The sequence below is a fragment of the Methylobacterium tarhaniae genome (assembly GCF_001043955.1).
Lineage (GTDB): Bacteria > Pseudomonadota > Alphaproteobacteria > Rhizobiales > Beijerinckiaceae > Methylobacterium > Methylobacterium tarhaniae.
Map to the genome: position 1 here is coordinate 1 of NZ_LABZ01000127.1, position 14,439 is coordinate 14,439.

8 protein-coding genes and 1 pseudogene are annotated in these 14,439 nt (G+C 71.8%); 5 read left to right on the forward strand and 4 right to left on the reverse strand.

Annotation, left to right across the window (positions count from 1 at the left end; translation table 11 throughout):
* From VQ03_RS18110 to VQ03_RS18125, 4 genes are all read left to right on the forward strand, one after another.
* Positions 1-741: ABC transporter ATP-binding protein (locus VQ03_RS18110; RefSeq protein WP_048452294.1), on the forward strand; the 741-nt coding region annotated here is incomplete at its 5' end.
* 61 nt (positions 742-802) lie between these two features.
* Positions 803-2,659 (forward strand): PHA/PHB synthase family protein, encoded by a 1,857-nt coding sequence (locus tag VQ03_RS18115; RefSeq protein WP_048452295.1) that lies wholly within the window; start codon positions 803-805, stop codon positions 2,657-2,659.
* A 2-nt stretch (positions 2,660-2,661) separates the two neighbouring features.
* Positions 2,662-4,128, forward strand: a complete 1,467-nt coding sequence (locus VQ03_RS18120) for a bifunctional enoyl-CoA hydratase/phosphate acetyltransferase (protein WP_048452296.1) — start codon at positions 2,662-2,664, stop codon at positions 4,126-4,128.
* The gene (locus VQ03_RS18125) at positions 4,125-5,309 is read left to right on the forward strand and encodes an acetate/propionate family kinase (protein WP_048452297.1); all 1,185 of its coding nucleotides are present in this window, start codon (positions 4,125-4,127) and stop codon (positions 5,307-5,309) included. Before VQ03_RS18120 ends, VQ03_RS18125 begins: the two co-directional genes overlap by 4 nt.
* A gap of 175 nt (positions 5,310-5,484) precedes the next feature.
* On the opposite strand, the gene VQ03_RS18130 is transcribed toward VQ03_RS18125, so the two are convergent.
* The 4 genes and pseudogenes from VQ03_RS18130 to VQ03_RS18145 form a co-directional block, all read right to left on the reverse strand.
* Positions 5,485-5,712, reverse strand: a complete 228-nt coding sequence (locus VQ03_RS18130; protein ID WP_048452298.1) for a hypothetical protein — start codon at positions 5,710-5,712, stop codon at positions 5,485-5,487.
* 208 nt (positions 5,713-5,920) lie between these two features.
* A complete protein-coding gene (locus VQ03_RS18135; protein WP_245292122.1) occupies positions 5,921-7,531 on the reverse strand; it encodes a bifunctional aminoglycoside phosphotransferase/ATP-binding protein in 1,611 nt (536 codons plus the stop codon).
* A pseudogene (gene mgtA / locus VQ03_RS18140) lies at positions 7,528-10,229 on the reverse strand (magnesium-translocating P-type ATPase). The gene VQ03_RS18135 and the pseudogene mgtA overlap by 4 nt, the downstream one beginning before the upstream one ends.
* Positions 10,230-10,326: 97 nt before the next feature.
* On the reverse strand, positions 10,327-11,169 hold the full coding sequence (locus VQ03_RS18145; RefSeq protein ID WP_048452300.1) for a universal stress protein: 843 nt from the start codon (positions 11,167-11,169) through the stop codon (positions 10,327-10,329).
* A 157-nt stretch (positions 11,170-11,326) separates the two neighbouring features.
* Here VQ03_RS18145 and VQ03_RS18150 point away from each other — a divergent pair, with 157 nt between their 5' ends.
* On the forward strand, positions 11,327-14,155 hold the full coding sequence (locus VQ03_RS18150) for a cation-translocating P-type ATPase (protein WP_425350077.1): 2,829 nt from the start codon (positions 11,327-11,329) through the stop codon (positions 14,153-14,155).
* Positions 14,156-14,439: the final 284 nt, after the last annotated feature.

Here is a 14,439-nt window from a genome sequence, read left to right on the forward strand (position 1 = left end):
TACGTGCTGGCGGCCGCCAGCCTCGGCGGGCTCAAGCTGGCGCTCAACCTCGGCCGCGGCTTCGTCGGTGAGCGCGCCGTTCGGCGCCTGCGCGCCGCCATCATGGCCGATGTCCACGCCGCCTCCGGCCCGGAGCGGGGGATCGAGATCGCGATGGTGCTGGACGAGGCCGAGCCGGTCGGCACTTTCGTCGGGGTGTGCCTGTCGGAGCCGCTGCTGCAGGCCGGCGTGCTCGTCTCCACCCTCGCCTACTTGGCGTTCCTCCATCCGCTGATGGCGCTGGTGACGCTCGCGGTGTTCTCGCCCCAGCCCGTCTTCGTGCCGCTGATGCAGCGGGCGATCAACCGCCGCGTCGCCGCCCGGGTCGGCCTCCTGCGCCGGATCAGCGGCGGGCTGGTGGAGCGGCCGGCGGCGCTGCCGGGGCCGACGCCGGCGGAGCTAGACCGGCTGGGCGGCGTCTTCCGCCTGAACATGGGCATCTTCGGCTTCAAGTTCTCGATGAACTTCCTGATGAACCTGTCCTACCACCTCGGCGTCGCCGGCATCCTGGCGGTCGGCGGCTACGCCGTCGCGGCGGGCGAGGCGGAGATCGGCACCGTGGTCGCCTTCGTGTCGGGGCTCGCCCACATGAACGACCCCTGGGGCGACCTCGTCAGCTGGTTCCGGGACGTGAGCGTGACGCGCACGAAGTACGACCTGATCGTCCGGGCAACGTTGGGTCCGGTCGCCGGACAGGCGTGATCTGGATCAAGGGGCGTGGGCCCGGGCCCGGTTACGACGGATCGGCGCTGGAGACCCGACCATGCCCGCATCGTCCGCCCTGCCGATCCCGGCCGCGCCGTCCGCACAGACCCCCACTCTCCGGCTGGTGCGCGCGAACCCGGAGGCCGGGCGACCCGAAAAATCCTCCTCTCCCGGTGATCACCATGACTTGAGCGCGACCAGCGAGGCCATCGACGAAGCCGTGCACGCGGCCGTGGCGCGCGCGACCGGCGGCCTCTCCCCGGCCGCGCTCGCCGATGCCTGGGGCGACTGGGCCGTCCATCTCGCCTTCTCGCCCGGCAAGCAGGCCGAACTCGTCGCCAAGGCGGCACGCAAGAGCGAAAAACTGGCCGGGTTCCTGATGCGCAGCCTGCTGCAAGGTGGCCGCGCCGAGCCCTGCATCCGGCCCCTGCCGCAGGACCACCGCTTCGACGACCCGGCCTGGCAGGTCTGGCCGTTCAGCCTGATCGCGCAGAGTTTCCTGCTCACCCAGCAATGGTGGCACAACGCGACCACCGGCGTGCGCGGCGTGTCCCATGCCCACGAGGCGATGGTGGCGTTCACGGCGCGCCAGATGCTCGATGCGGTCGCCCCGTCGAACACGCCCCTCACCAATCCGGTCGTGCTCGCCGAAACCCTGTGCACCGGCGGTGAGAACTTGAGCCAGGGCAGCCTCAACCTGATCGAGGATGCGCTCGGGCTGCTCGCGGGCGAGCCGATGCCCGCAGGCCCCGAGGGCTTCAAGGTCGGGCGCGACGTCGCCGTCACGCCCGGACGGGTCATCCATCGCAACCGCCTGATCGAGCTGATCCGATACGACCCCGCCACCGAGGCGGTCCGGCCCGAGCCGATCCTGGTCGTGCCGGCCTGGATCAACAAGTACTACATCCTCGATCTCTCGCCGCAGAATTCCCTGGTCCGCTACCTCGTCGGCCAGGGCTTCACGGTGTTCATGATCTCCTGGCGCAATCCCGGCTTCGACGACCACGACCTGTCGTTCGACGATTACTGTCAGCTCGGCGTGATGGAGGCCCTCGATACCATCGGAGGGGTCCTAACGGGACGGCGGGTCCATCTTGCCGGCTACTGCCTCGGCGGCACGCTCGCCGCCATCGCGGCCGCCGCCATGGCCCGGGACGGCGACGGACGGCTGTCCTCCCTCACCCTGTTCGCCGGGCAGGTCGACTTCACCGAGGCGGGCGAGCTCACCCTGTTCGTCAACGAGAGTCAGGTCACCTTCCTGGAGAGCCTGATGCGCAGCACGGGCACCCTCGACGCCCGGCAGATGGCCGGGGCCTTCCGGCTCCTGCGCTCGAACGACCTGATCTGGTCGCGGATGGTGAACAGCTACCTGCTCGGGCGGCGCGAGGAGACGACCGCTCTCGCCGCCTGGAACGCCGATGCGACCCGGATGCCGGCGCGGATGCAATCGGAGTACCTGCGTCGTCTCTTCCTCAACAACGACCTCGCGGAGGGCCGCTTTCGGGTCGGCGGGCAGCCGGTGGCGCTCGGCGACATTCGGGTTCCTGTCTTCGCGGTCGGCACGGAGCGCGACCACATCGCGCCTTGGCGCTCGGTGTTCAAGCTCACGCTGCTGACAGAGGCCGAGGTCACCTTCGTGCTGGCGAGCGGCGGGCACAATGCGGGCATCGTCGCAGCGCCAGAAGAGCCTGGCCGGCGCTACCGAGTGCACACCCGGACCGCGCGGGACCACTATCTCGATCCCGACGTCTGGACCGGCCTCGCCCGGGCCGCGGACGGGTCGTGGTGGCCGGAATGGACCGCCTGGCTCGCCGCCCGCTCCGGCGAACCGACCGCTCCTCCCCTACCGGACCCGACAGCCCTGATGCCGGCCGATCTAGGCCCGGCCCCTGGCACCTACGTCCTGGAGGCGTGAGGATGACTGAGGCCCCTGCCTTCATCGAGAACCGCACCTTCGCCGAGATCCGGGTCGGCGACACGGCGAGCCTCACCCGCACTCTGCGGGCGCAGGACATCAGCCTGTTCGCGGCGGCCTCCGGCGACGTGAACCCGGCCCATCTCGATCGCGACTACGCCGCCACCGACCGGTTCCACGGGGTGATCGCGCACGGGTTCTGGGGCGGCTCGCTGATCTCGGCGGTGCTCGGCACCGAGTTGCCGGGACCAGGCACGGTCTATCTCGCCCAATCGCTGCGCTTCCTGCGCCCGGTGCGGATCGGCGACGCGATCACCGCGCGGGTCACGGTCCGCGAGAAGCATGAGGATCGCGCGCGCCTCATTATGGACTGCGCCTGCCTCGATGCTGCCGGAGAGCCGGTCATCACTGGGCAGGCCGAGGTGCTGGCCCCGACCGAGAAGGTGCGCCGCCCCCGGGTACTCCTGCCGGAGATCCATCTGCACGAGCGCGGCGCCGCCTGGCGAAAGCTGGTCGAGGCGGCCAGTGTCCTGACGCCGATCCGCACGGCGGTGGTTCACCCCTGCGACGCGCTATCCCTCTCCGGCGCACTCGCCGCCGCCCGCGCCGGCCTGATCGTGCCGGTGCTGATCGGACCGCAGGCGAAGATCGTCGCGGCGGCGATGGCCGCAGGCGAGTCCCTCGACGGCGTCGCCATCGTCGACGCCCCCCATAGCCACGCCGCGGCCGAGCAGGCGGTGACGCTTGCCCGAATGGGTGCGGTGGCGGCCCTGATGAAGGGCGCGCTCCATACCGACGAGATCCTGTCGGCCGCGCTTGCCAAGGCGACGGGCCTGCGCACGGAACGGCGGATGAGCCACGTCTACGCCCTCGACGTGCCGCATTACCGCAAGCCCCTGTTTCTCACCGACGCGGCGGTGAACATCGCGCCGACGCTGGAGGAGAAGCGCGACATCGTCCAGAACGCCATCGACCTCTGCCGGACGCTCGGGATCGCCGAGCCGAAGGCGGCGATCCTCTCGGCGGTCGAGACGGTGGCGACGAAGCTCGGTTCCACCCTCGACGCGGCCGCCCTGTGCAAGATGGCCGAGCGCGGCCAGATCACCGGCGGCCGCATCGACGGCCCGCTCGCCTTCGACACCGCGGTCTCGCGAGAGGCCGCGCGAGCCAAGGGGCTTCTTGATAAGGGGCTCGGCGGAGCGGTGGCGGGGGATGCCGACATCCTGGTCGCACCAGACCTCGTCTCCAGCAACATGCTGGCCAAGCAGCTGATCCATCTCGCCGGCGCGGAAGCCGCCGGCCTCATCCTCGGGGCACGCGTCCCGATCGTCCTGACGAGCCGGGCCGACGGTGCCGAGATCCGCGCCGCCTCCTGCGCCCTCGCCCAGCTCTTCGTGCATGGAGACAGTACAGCCTCACCGGGTGCGGCTCCGTGTCCGGATACCCAGCCGACGGAGGCTGCCGCATGACCGACGCGAGCGCGACCGACGCGATCCTGGCGATCAACGCGGGCTCATCGAGCCTGAAATTCGCCCTCTACGAAGCGGAGTCGCTCGCTCTCCTGTGCCGCGGCGGGGTGTCAGGTCTCGGCGCCGCCGCCCGGCTCGAGATCTCAGGCCCCCTGGCGCTCACCGGCGCACCGCCGGACTGCGACCATGCCGGCGCCGTCGCCTGGCTCCTCGACGCGCTCCGGCGCGTGCCGGGCCTCGCCGTGCGGGCGGCGGGGCACCGGGTCGTGCATGGCGGACGGGACTTCTCGGCGCCGGTGCGGATCGACGACGCGGTTCTCGCCCGCCTCGACCGGCTGGTGCCGCTCGCCCCGGCGCACCAGCCCCTCAATCTCGCGGGACTCCGGGCGGTGGCGGAGGTCTGGCCCGGCCTGCCCCAGATCGCCTGCTTCGATACCGCCTTCCACCGCGGCCAGCCGCGCCTCGCCCAGCTCTTCCCGATCCCGCGGGCGCTCTCGGACGAGGGGCTTCTGCGCTACGGCTTCCACGGCCTGTCCTACGAGCATATCGCCACGGTCCTGCCCGAGGTGGCGGGGCCGCGGGCGGAGGGCCGGGTGATCGTCGCGCATCTCGGTCACGGCGCCAGCCTCTGCGCCCTGCGCAACCGGCGTAGCATCGCCTCGACGATGGGCCTGACGGCCCTCGACGGGTTGATGATGGGCACCCGCTCGGGTTCGGTCGATCCCGGCCTCGTGCTCCACCTGATCGGCGAGCGGGGCCTGTCGCCCGGCGCCGTGGCGGATCTTCTCAACGCTCGCTCGGGGCTGCTCGGGGTCTCGGGGATCAGCGACGACATGCGGGTGCTGCAGGACTCCGACGATCCGCGGGCGGCGGAGGCCCTGGACCTCTTTGCCTACCGGGCGGTGCGGGAGGCCGGCTCCCTGGTGGCCGCGCTCGGCGGGCTCGACGCCCTGGTGTTCACCGCGGGCATCGGCGAGAACGCGCCGCGGATGCGGGCGACGATCGCGTCCAATCTCGCAGCGTTCGGCGTCGCGCTCGATCCGGCCCGCAACGCGGGCGGCGAGCGGTGCATCAGCAGGGCCGGATCGCGGGTCGCGGTCTACGTCGTGCCGGCGAACGAAGAGTTGCCAATCGCCCGGGCCGTGGTGCACTGCTTCGCCGAGGCCACCAGCCGGGGCTGAGGCCAGGATCGTCCCGATCGGCCTGGATTCGAACATGCTCGGCCTGGGTATCACGGGCCACCGCCGATATCCGGCGGATGCGCAATGGCAGACCCTCGCGTGATGATGCGGCGATCGTTGTGGAGCGGCTTGCGCGTCGAACCCTGATTGCGTCCCGCCTCTCCGGCATCCACGTTCAATGCGTCGTGCCCGTGAAATACGTGATGCGCCGGTAGTCCAACCAAAGCTCGAAGGCTTTCCCTCCGGCTATCATCTTGCTCATAATGATCGCCTCTTCGTCACTCTCCGCAAATATCGTTTGCATATCGAGCAGATTGCCGGCTTTGCTGAGAATGACGAGCGTGTAGCGCAGCTTCGGCGACGGAACGTCCGGTGTGAACGGGTCGCTTCCGGCAGGTGGCATCTATGCACCTTGCAGACGACGGCTCGCCCGCCCCAGGCATGATCATTTGATCGTCGATGCAGAGAATTGTCTTTGAATTTATACAAGCATTGATCAGGATCAATTCAAAATCGAGACGAGAATAAAGTTCCTCTCCATCTCGCATAGGCGGAGGCTTGCGACGTCCACCGGCTCCGGCTGATCGAGCGACAGGCCGGTCGGGCCTCGTCTATGCCGATGCGCGGATCGCGCTCGTCGCGGGTCTCCCCTCTCCGGCCGTGCCGTCCGCGGTTCCGACCCCCAGCGCCTCCCACGCCAGCGCCTCCGGCGCGAGCCCCGCATCGAGCCGGTGCCAGGTGATCGTCCCGCAATCCCGCCGCGCCTGGACGGCCAGGACGGCGGGCGTGGCATCGGACGGGTCGCCCCGCCGGGCGACCACACGCTCGGTGAGGGTGGCGAGCGGTGCCTCCAGCCAGAATCCCTCGAACGTCACGCCGCACGCGGCCGCGAGGCGCTCGACGGCCTCCCGCTCGGCCGGGCGGGCGAACACCGCGTCGAGCAGCACGGACGCTCCGCTCGCCAGGACCTGGGTGGCTTCGTCCCGCATCGCCGCGTAGACCCGCTCCGAGACGGCGGCCGCGTAGGCGCCTGGCGGCAGGCGCGTCAGGGGAAAAACCCCGTGCAGGCGCTTGCGCGTACGGTCGCTGCCGACGATCCGGGCGCCCGGGCTCGCGCCGATCCGGTGCGCCAGGGCGGCCGCCAGCGTCGACTTGCCGGACCCGCTCAGGCCCCCGATCGCCACCAGGCAGGCAGGCCGCTCGACGAGCAGGTCGTGCGCGATGGCGAGGTAGGCCTGCGCCTCGGCGCGGAACGCCGGCTCGGCGGTGCCGGTGGACCGGCTCGCCGTGATTTGGCTGGCCGTCACATGGGCACGGATCACGGCCCGGAGAGCCATCAGGAACGGCATCAGCCCGGCATCGGGTGCCTCGCCGGTCTCGTCGAGGTAGCGGTTGAACAGCAGGTTCGCGAGATCGGGCCGGCCGCGGTGCCACAGGTCCATCAGCACGAAGGCGAGGTCGTAGAGAACGTCGATCGTCGCCAGGCGCTCGTCGAATTCGAGGGCATCGAACGGCGTCGGGACGCCCTCGAACAGGCAGATGTTGCGCAAGTTCAGATCGCCGTGGCAGCGCCGGACCCTCCCCTCCCGGCGCCGCGCGTCGAGCCGGTCGGCGTGGCGGGCGAGCCGTGCCCGGAACGTGTCCGTCAGCGCGTCCACCTCCCGGTCGCGGACAAGGCCGCATGCTCGCAGGCTGCGGTCGTTGAGGGCGACGAGGTCGGCCATCGCCGCCGGTCCGCCTTCCCGGCGGCTCACCGGCGCCCGGGCATGGAATGCCGCGAGACACCGGGCGAGTTCGGCCATCAGCGCCGGTGTGAGGCGCCCGTCGCGGACCATGCAGTCAAACAGGTTCTCGGCGGGGAAGCGCCGCATCTCCACTACGGCATCGAGGAGGGGACCGTCCCCATCGAGGACGAGGCCGCCCTCCGGCGTGCGGGTGATCCGGTGCACGCCGCGATAAAGGCCGGGCGCCATGCGACGGTTGATGGCGAGTTCGGCCGCGCAGGCGGCGAGCCGGCGCTCGGGGGTCGAGAAGTCGAGATAGGGCAGGCGCACCGCCCGCTTGAGCTTCAGCACCCGGTTGCCGCTCAGCAGGATCGTTGAGACGTGGGTATCGATCCGCTCGACAGGCCCCTCCCCGGCCACGAGCTGGACCAGGAAGGCACGGGTCTCGGAATCGGGCTCGCCGGGAGGCTCAATCACGTTGCAGGTGTGCGTGCTCACCGCCGCCATCCCTCCGTATCCGCTCGGAACGGGCGGCCCTGCGGCGTCGCGAGCGGCCGGTGCCGCTCGCCCGTCTCTCGGGACGCCATAGCCCCCGTCTTCATGGCCCGAGTTTTCATGGCCCAAGGCTTCACCGCCTCGGCCGCCGCGAGGTAGAGAACCGTGATCCCCGCGACGGCGATCAGGATCGCGGGCGCCGGCGCCGCGAAGCCGAGCCAGCCACCGAGGGGTGTGAACGGCAGCGCCAGCGCCACCGCCAGCGCCGCCAGCGAGGAGATTGCGAGCGCGGGGCCCGGCCGGTCGCGCCACGGTCGCGCCGCCGTGCGGATGACAACGATCACCAGGATCTGCGTCGCCATCGATTCCAGGAACCAGGCGGTGCGGAAGACCTCCGGCCCCGCCCCGAACCCGAGGAGCAGCACGCCGAAGGTGAGGAGATCGAACACCGAGGAGAGCGGCCCCATCACGGCGGCAAAGCGCAGAAGCGCCTGTCGGTCCCAGGCCTGAGGATGCGCGATCGCCTCCGGCCGCACGCGGTCGAACGGGATCCCCAGCTCCGAGAGATCGTAGAGCAGGTTGTTGAGCAGGATTTGCATCGGCAGCATCGGGAGGAACGGCAGCACCGCGGCCGCGAGCGCCATCGACAGCATGTTGCCGAAATTCGAGCTCGCCCCCATGCGGATGTACTTGAGGATGTTGGCCGAGGTCCGTCGCCCCTCGGCGACGCCAGCTGCCGCGACCGCGAGGTCCGGGGCGAGGAGGATCATGTCGGCGGCCGCCTGCGCGACACCACTCGCGCCGGCCACCGACAGGCTCACGTCGGCGTGCCGCAGGCCGGGGCATCGTTGATCCCGTCGCCCAGGAACCCAACCACCTCGCCGCCCCCCTGGAGCGCCTTGACGACGCGGACCTTCTGGTCGGGGCTGAGCCGCCCATAGGCGTCGACCCGCCGGACCTGCGCGGCCAGCGCCTCGTCGTTCATGGCGGCGACCTCCGGCCCCGTCAGGACCTCACCGCGCTCGAGCCCGACGAGCCCGGCGAGGTGCCGCACCACGACTGGATCGTCGCCCGACAGGATCTTGACCCGTACGCCCGCATCCGTGAGCGCGGCGAGCGCCGCCGCCGCGCCGGGCTTGGGTGGGTCGGCAAAGGCGCAGAGCCCCTCGAAGACGAGATCCGCCTCGCGGGCCTCGGCCGATCCCAGGGCCGGCCGCGACGCCACGGCGATGCCGCGAAAGCCCTCCCCGGCGAGAGCCCGGACATGCGCCAGGGCCGCCTCGCGCTCCGAGGCACCCAGGCTGGAGGCTTCCGTCCCGTTCCGAAAGGCGGTACAGCGGGCCAAGACGGCCTCGGGCGCGCCCTTGATGATCAGCGTCAGCCCCTCCGGCCCGTCCGTCAGGACCGAGCCGGTGCGCTGGGCATAGTCGAAGGGACGCTGGCGGACGAGCCGCCAGCCCATCGCCGCCTCGGGACTTGCCCCCACCAAGGCCGCGTCGAGCGGTCCCCTGTCGCCGCCGAGCGCCGCCGCCACGGCGCCGAGGCGGGCCGGCCGCGGCGTGGCGACGCCCGCCGGGTCGAGGCTCCGCGCGAGGGTGATCTCCGCCGAGGTCAGGGTACCGGTCTTGTCGGTGCACAAGACCGTCATCTCGCCGAGATCGTGAATGGCGGCGAGGCGCTTCACGATGACCTTGCGGCGCGCCATCCTGAGGGCCCCCCGGGCGAGGGTCACGGTGGTGATCATAGGCAGCAACTCGGGGGTAAGACCGACCGCCAGCGCCACCGCGAAGAGCAGGGACTCGACGACCGGGCGCCCGAACGCCACCCGCACGACGAGGATACCGAGGACCAGAACGAGGGTCAGGCGGGCGATCAGGAGGCCGAGGTCGCGCAAATCGCGCTGGAACGGCGACGGCCCTGCCTCCTCCGCCAGCGACGCGGCCGCCGCGCCGAACACTGTGTCGCGACCAGTGGCGGCCACTAGGGCGATCGCCTCGCCGCTTTGCGCCACGGCACCGCGAAACAGAGCGTTCGTCGCCTCGGCCGGGCTCGTCGACGCGCCGAGGCCGGGGCGCTTCTCGACCGGGTAGGGCTCGCCGGTGAGCGCGGCCTCCGCCGCGGCAAAGCCGACGCTCGCGAGCACCAGGGCGTCGGCCGGCACGAGGTCGCCCGCCCGCACCCGGATCACGTCGCCGGGGACGAGGTCCTCGACGGGAACGACCCGGAAGGCGCCGTCGCGCCGGGCCTCCGCCTTGAGCGCCACGCTTTGGCGCAGGGCTTCCGCCGCGCGCAGGGCCTGGCCTTCCTGGATCGTGTCGAGGCCGATCGAGAGCGTCAGGATCGCGATGATGACCGCCCCGCCGGCCCAGTCGCCGGTGAGGATCGTGACGAGGCCGGCGGCGATCAGGATGAGGGCCAGGGGCTCGCTCGACCGGCGCAGGACCGCCCGCGCCGCGCCGTCGACCCGAGCCGTCGCGTCACGGTTCGGCCCATGGCGGGCGAGGCGACGCTCCGCCTCCGAGGCGGTCAGGCCGTCCGGCCCGCAGGCGAGGCGTGCGCGCAAAGCCTCCGGCGCAAGGGTCCAGAACACCGGCCCGTGATCATGTAAGGATGAGGGGCAGTGCGCTGCGGGAGAACGGCACTCGGAGATGACCGGCGCAGTCTTCCGCTCTCGTCGTGGTGATTGCAGGTCGTCCACCATCGCCGGCTCCCCCCGGCCCTCCGTGGCCGGCGCGGGCAGAGTGCAGTTGTCCCGGCGCCGCGCCTTGATCCGCCTCAAGGGGGGACCGGTTGCGGGGTCAATGCGCCATCAGCAGCGGGACCGGGCAGGCGCGCAGCATCTCCTGCGTCACCCCGCCGAGCACCGTCTCGCGCAGGAGCGAGTGGACGAAGGCGCCCATCACGATCATGTCGGCCTCCATCGCCGCCGCGTGGCGGCGCAGGGCACCGGCGACGTCCCCGTCCCGGGCCGGCAGGTCGGTGACGGTCACGGCGACGCCGTGATGCGCGAGGCCCGGCGCCACCTCGGCCCCCGGGACCGCGTGCGAAAGATCCTTCTCGCCGGTCACCACGACGATCTCGACTCGCTCGGCCTGCCGGAGGAACGGCAGGGCTTCGTGCAGGGCGCGGGCCGCCTGGGCGCTGCCGTCCCAGGCGACGAGGATGCGGCGTGTCGCGACCGTCCCGCAGCCCGGCGGGACGACGATCAGCGGGCGGCCGCTCTCAAAAAGCAGGGTCTCGATCAGGCCGCGATCTCCCGTCAGCATCCGCGGCTCGGCGTCGATCACCGCGAGGTCGTGCAGCCGGGCTTGGCCGGAGAAGCGCGCGAGCAGGCGGTCGTAGGACAGGTGCTCGGCCTGCGCCGTGCACAGGATGCCAGCGGCCTCCGCGTCGCCCCGGGCCTGTTCGGCCGCCTCCTCGGCCAGCTCCCGCAGCCGCCGGTTCTCGGCGGCGACGACCATGCCGACGAAGCGGCTGATCCAGGCATGCGGCAGGACCAGCCGGACCGAGACCGCCTGGACGGTCACCCGGGCCTGCGCGCGCTCCGCCAGGGACAGGCCGTAGGCAAGCGCGCTCGACGGGGTCTCGTCGCCCAGGCGCTCGGTCAGGGCGATCAGGATGGTGCGCAGGTTCTCGATCATGGCCGCCCCGCTCGTGTCCGACACAGGGGGAATGTGGCAGCCGGCCCCATGGGCACGTTGCGCTGGATCAACGACGCTCCGGCCGATCGGTCGTCGGGTTGGGTCGGGTGCGACGGATCGCGGCCGGATGAGGGAGGGGCCGGTGGGCGAGCCGACGATGATGGTCCGGATACCATCGGGCCAAATCGGGTCCGGCGACGGTGCGGACGCGGCGGATCGCGAGACTGGGCGCGAGATCGAGCGCCTGCCCCCCGGCGCGGTGGCGGCCGCCCTCGGCGTCGATGCCGTCTCCGGCTTGAGCCGGGACGAGGCGCGCGCCCGGGCCGGGCTCTGGGGCCCGAACGCGCTACGGGTCCGGCCGCCCGTCCTGGCCTGGCGCCGGCTGCTGGCGCAGTTCGCCGACCCGCTGGTCCTGCTGCTCGTCGCCGCGGCGGCCATCTCGGCCGGGTTGTGGCTCCGGGAGGCGGTGGCGGACGGGAGTGCCGGCCCGCCTTTCGAAGCCCTCGCCATCCTGGCCATCGTGGTTCTCAACGCCGCGATGGGCTTCATCCAGGAGGCGCGGGCCGAGCGGGCCGTCGCGGCCCTGCGGCGGATGTCGGCCGCGCGGGCGCGGGTCGTCCGCGACGGCATCCGCCGGGAGATCCCGGCGACGGAGCTGGTGCCGGGCGACGTGATCCGAATCGAGGAGGGCGACGCGATTCCCGCCGATGCGCGGTTGATCGAAGCGAGCGCCCTGCGGGCTGGCGAGGCCACCCTGACGGGTGAGAGCGTTCCGGTCGCGAAGGATGCCGCCCTCCTCGCCGGCGAGGCGAGCCTGGGCAGCCGGCGCAACATGGTGTTCAGCGGCACCGCCATCGTCAGCGGGCGGGGCGTCGGCATCGTGACGGCGACCGGGATGCGGACCGAGCTCGGCCGCATCGCCGGGATGCTGGAGGAGACTCCGGAGGAGACCACGCCGCTCCAGGCCGCGCTCGCCCGGCTCGGCCGGCGCCTCGGCCTCGCGGTCCTGGTCATCGCCGCGGCGCTGGCGGCGACCATCGTCCTCGTCGAGGAGATTTGCACCCTCCCGGCCCTCCTCGACACTCTGATCGTCGCGGTGGCGCTCGCCGTCGCGGCGGTGCCGGAGGGATTGCCGGCGATCGTCACCGCGGCGCTGTCGCTGGGCGTGCTGCGCATGGCCCGCCGGCACGCGATCGTGCGCCGGCTCGCCGCCGTCGAGACGCTGGGCTCGGCCGACGTGATCGCCTCCGATAAGACCGGCACCCTCACCCGCAATGCGATGACGGTCCGAGTCGTCGTGACGGCGAGCGGCCGCTGCCTGCTCGACGGCGCGTTGAACGGGCAGGACCACGACATACGACTCAGCGGCGAGGCGGAGGCGGCGCTCCTCGCGGGCGCGCTCGCCAACGACGCCGCCCTGCAGGAGCACGAGGACCACCCGATCATCCACGGCGACCCAACCGAGGGCGCCCTGCTCATCGCCGCCCGGACCACCGGTCTCGACGCCGCGCTCGGCCGCTTCGTCCGCCTCGACGAGATCCCGTTCTCGTCCGAGCGTCGGCGGATGAGCGCCGTCTGCCGCGAGGCGGGCCGGGATGGGCTGCTCGTCGCCCTGAAGGGCGCACCCGACGTCGTCCTGGCGCGCTGCACGCGCGAGCGCGTCGGCGATCAGGAACGCCCGCTCACGCCGGAGCGCCGCGAGGCGATCGTCGCGGCGAATGCGGGCCTCGCCGGGAGCGGCCTGCGGATGCTGGGCGTCGCCCACCGGCGGATGCCGGAGGGGAGCCGCATCGCTCCGGAGGACGGCGTCGAGCAGGACCTCGTCTTCCTCGGCCTGATCGGCATGCGCGATCCGCCCCGCTCGGAGGCGCGCGAGGCGGTGGCCCGCGCCAGGGCCGCCGGTATCCGGTCCGTCATGATCACGGGCGATCATCCGAACACCGCCGCGGCGGTCGCGGCCGAACTCGGCATCGCCGCCGACGGCGCCGTCCTCACAGGGGACCGGATCGACGCGCTGGCGCCGGAGGAGCTGGACGAGGCCGTGCGCCGCGTCTCGGTCTTTGCCCGCGTCGCGCCCGCGCACAAGCTGCGGATCGTGCGGGGGCTCCAGCGCAACGGCCTTGTCGTCGCGATGACCGGCGACGGCGTGAACGATGCGCCCGCCCTGAAGGCCGCGGAGATCGGCATCGCCATGGGCGTGACCGGTACGGACGTGTCCCGCGAGGCGGCCGACATCGTGCTTTCCGACGACAACTTCGCCACCATCGTGGCGGCGGTCGAGGAAGGCCGGGCGATCTTTTCCAACATCCGCAAGGTGCTGCGCTACCTGCTGTCGTCGAATCTCGGCGAGGTCATGGTGATGGCCCTCGGCATCGTGCTGGCCCCAGTGCTTGGGCTGGCGCCGAGCCCCGGCGAGGTGGTGCTGCCGCTCCTCGCGACCCAGATCCTGTGGATCAACTTCGTCACCGACGGCGCGCCGGCGCTTGCCCTCGCGGTCGATCCGGCGGATCCGGCCGCGATGGCCCAAGCTCCGCGCCCACGGGGCGAGGGCGTGCTGACCGGCGCGATGGGATGGAGCATCGCCTTCGTCGGCCTCGTGACTGCGTCCTGCAGCCTGTTCGTGCTCGATTCCTGCCTGCCCGGCGGGCTCGTGGAGGGCACCGGCAGTCCGGCCTACGCCCGGACGATGACCTTCACGACCCTCGTCCTGTGCCAGCTCTTCAACGTCCTCAACGCCCGTTCCGGAGAGGTGAGCGCGCGCGACGGGCTGTTTCGGAACCGCTGGCTCTGGGCCGCGATCGGCGTGTCGCTCCTGCTCCAGGCCGCCGTCGTGTACACGCCCATTCTTCAGCAAGGCTTCATGACGGTGAGCCTGAGCCTCGGCGACTGGCTGTTCTGTGCCGGCGTCGCGAGCATCGTGCTGATCCTCGAGGAGCTGCGAAAGGCGGTCGTCCGCACGTGGCGGGCCGCCGCTGCTGCAGCTTGAGCGACGAGAAGGCGGCGGGCCGGCCGTCCTCCAGCCTCGAGACCGGCCTGCCGGTGACGCCGGCCGCCACGGTCGAGAAGTACGGCCGAGAAGCGCGGTCCCGCTTTTGCGGCGGCTCGACATCACCAAGCCAGCAGGCCGCCGCCGGCGCGGACCGCGTTGATCCAGATCATCCGCGTCCGGGCCAGGACCGGTATCCTCGGACCTCGACGCCGCTAAGCAGAGCTGCACGGGTAAGCAGAGCTGCTCGGAGCAACTATGCTTAGCTTTTTCTTTTTGCATCA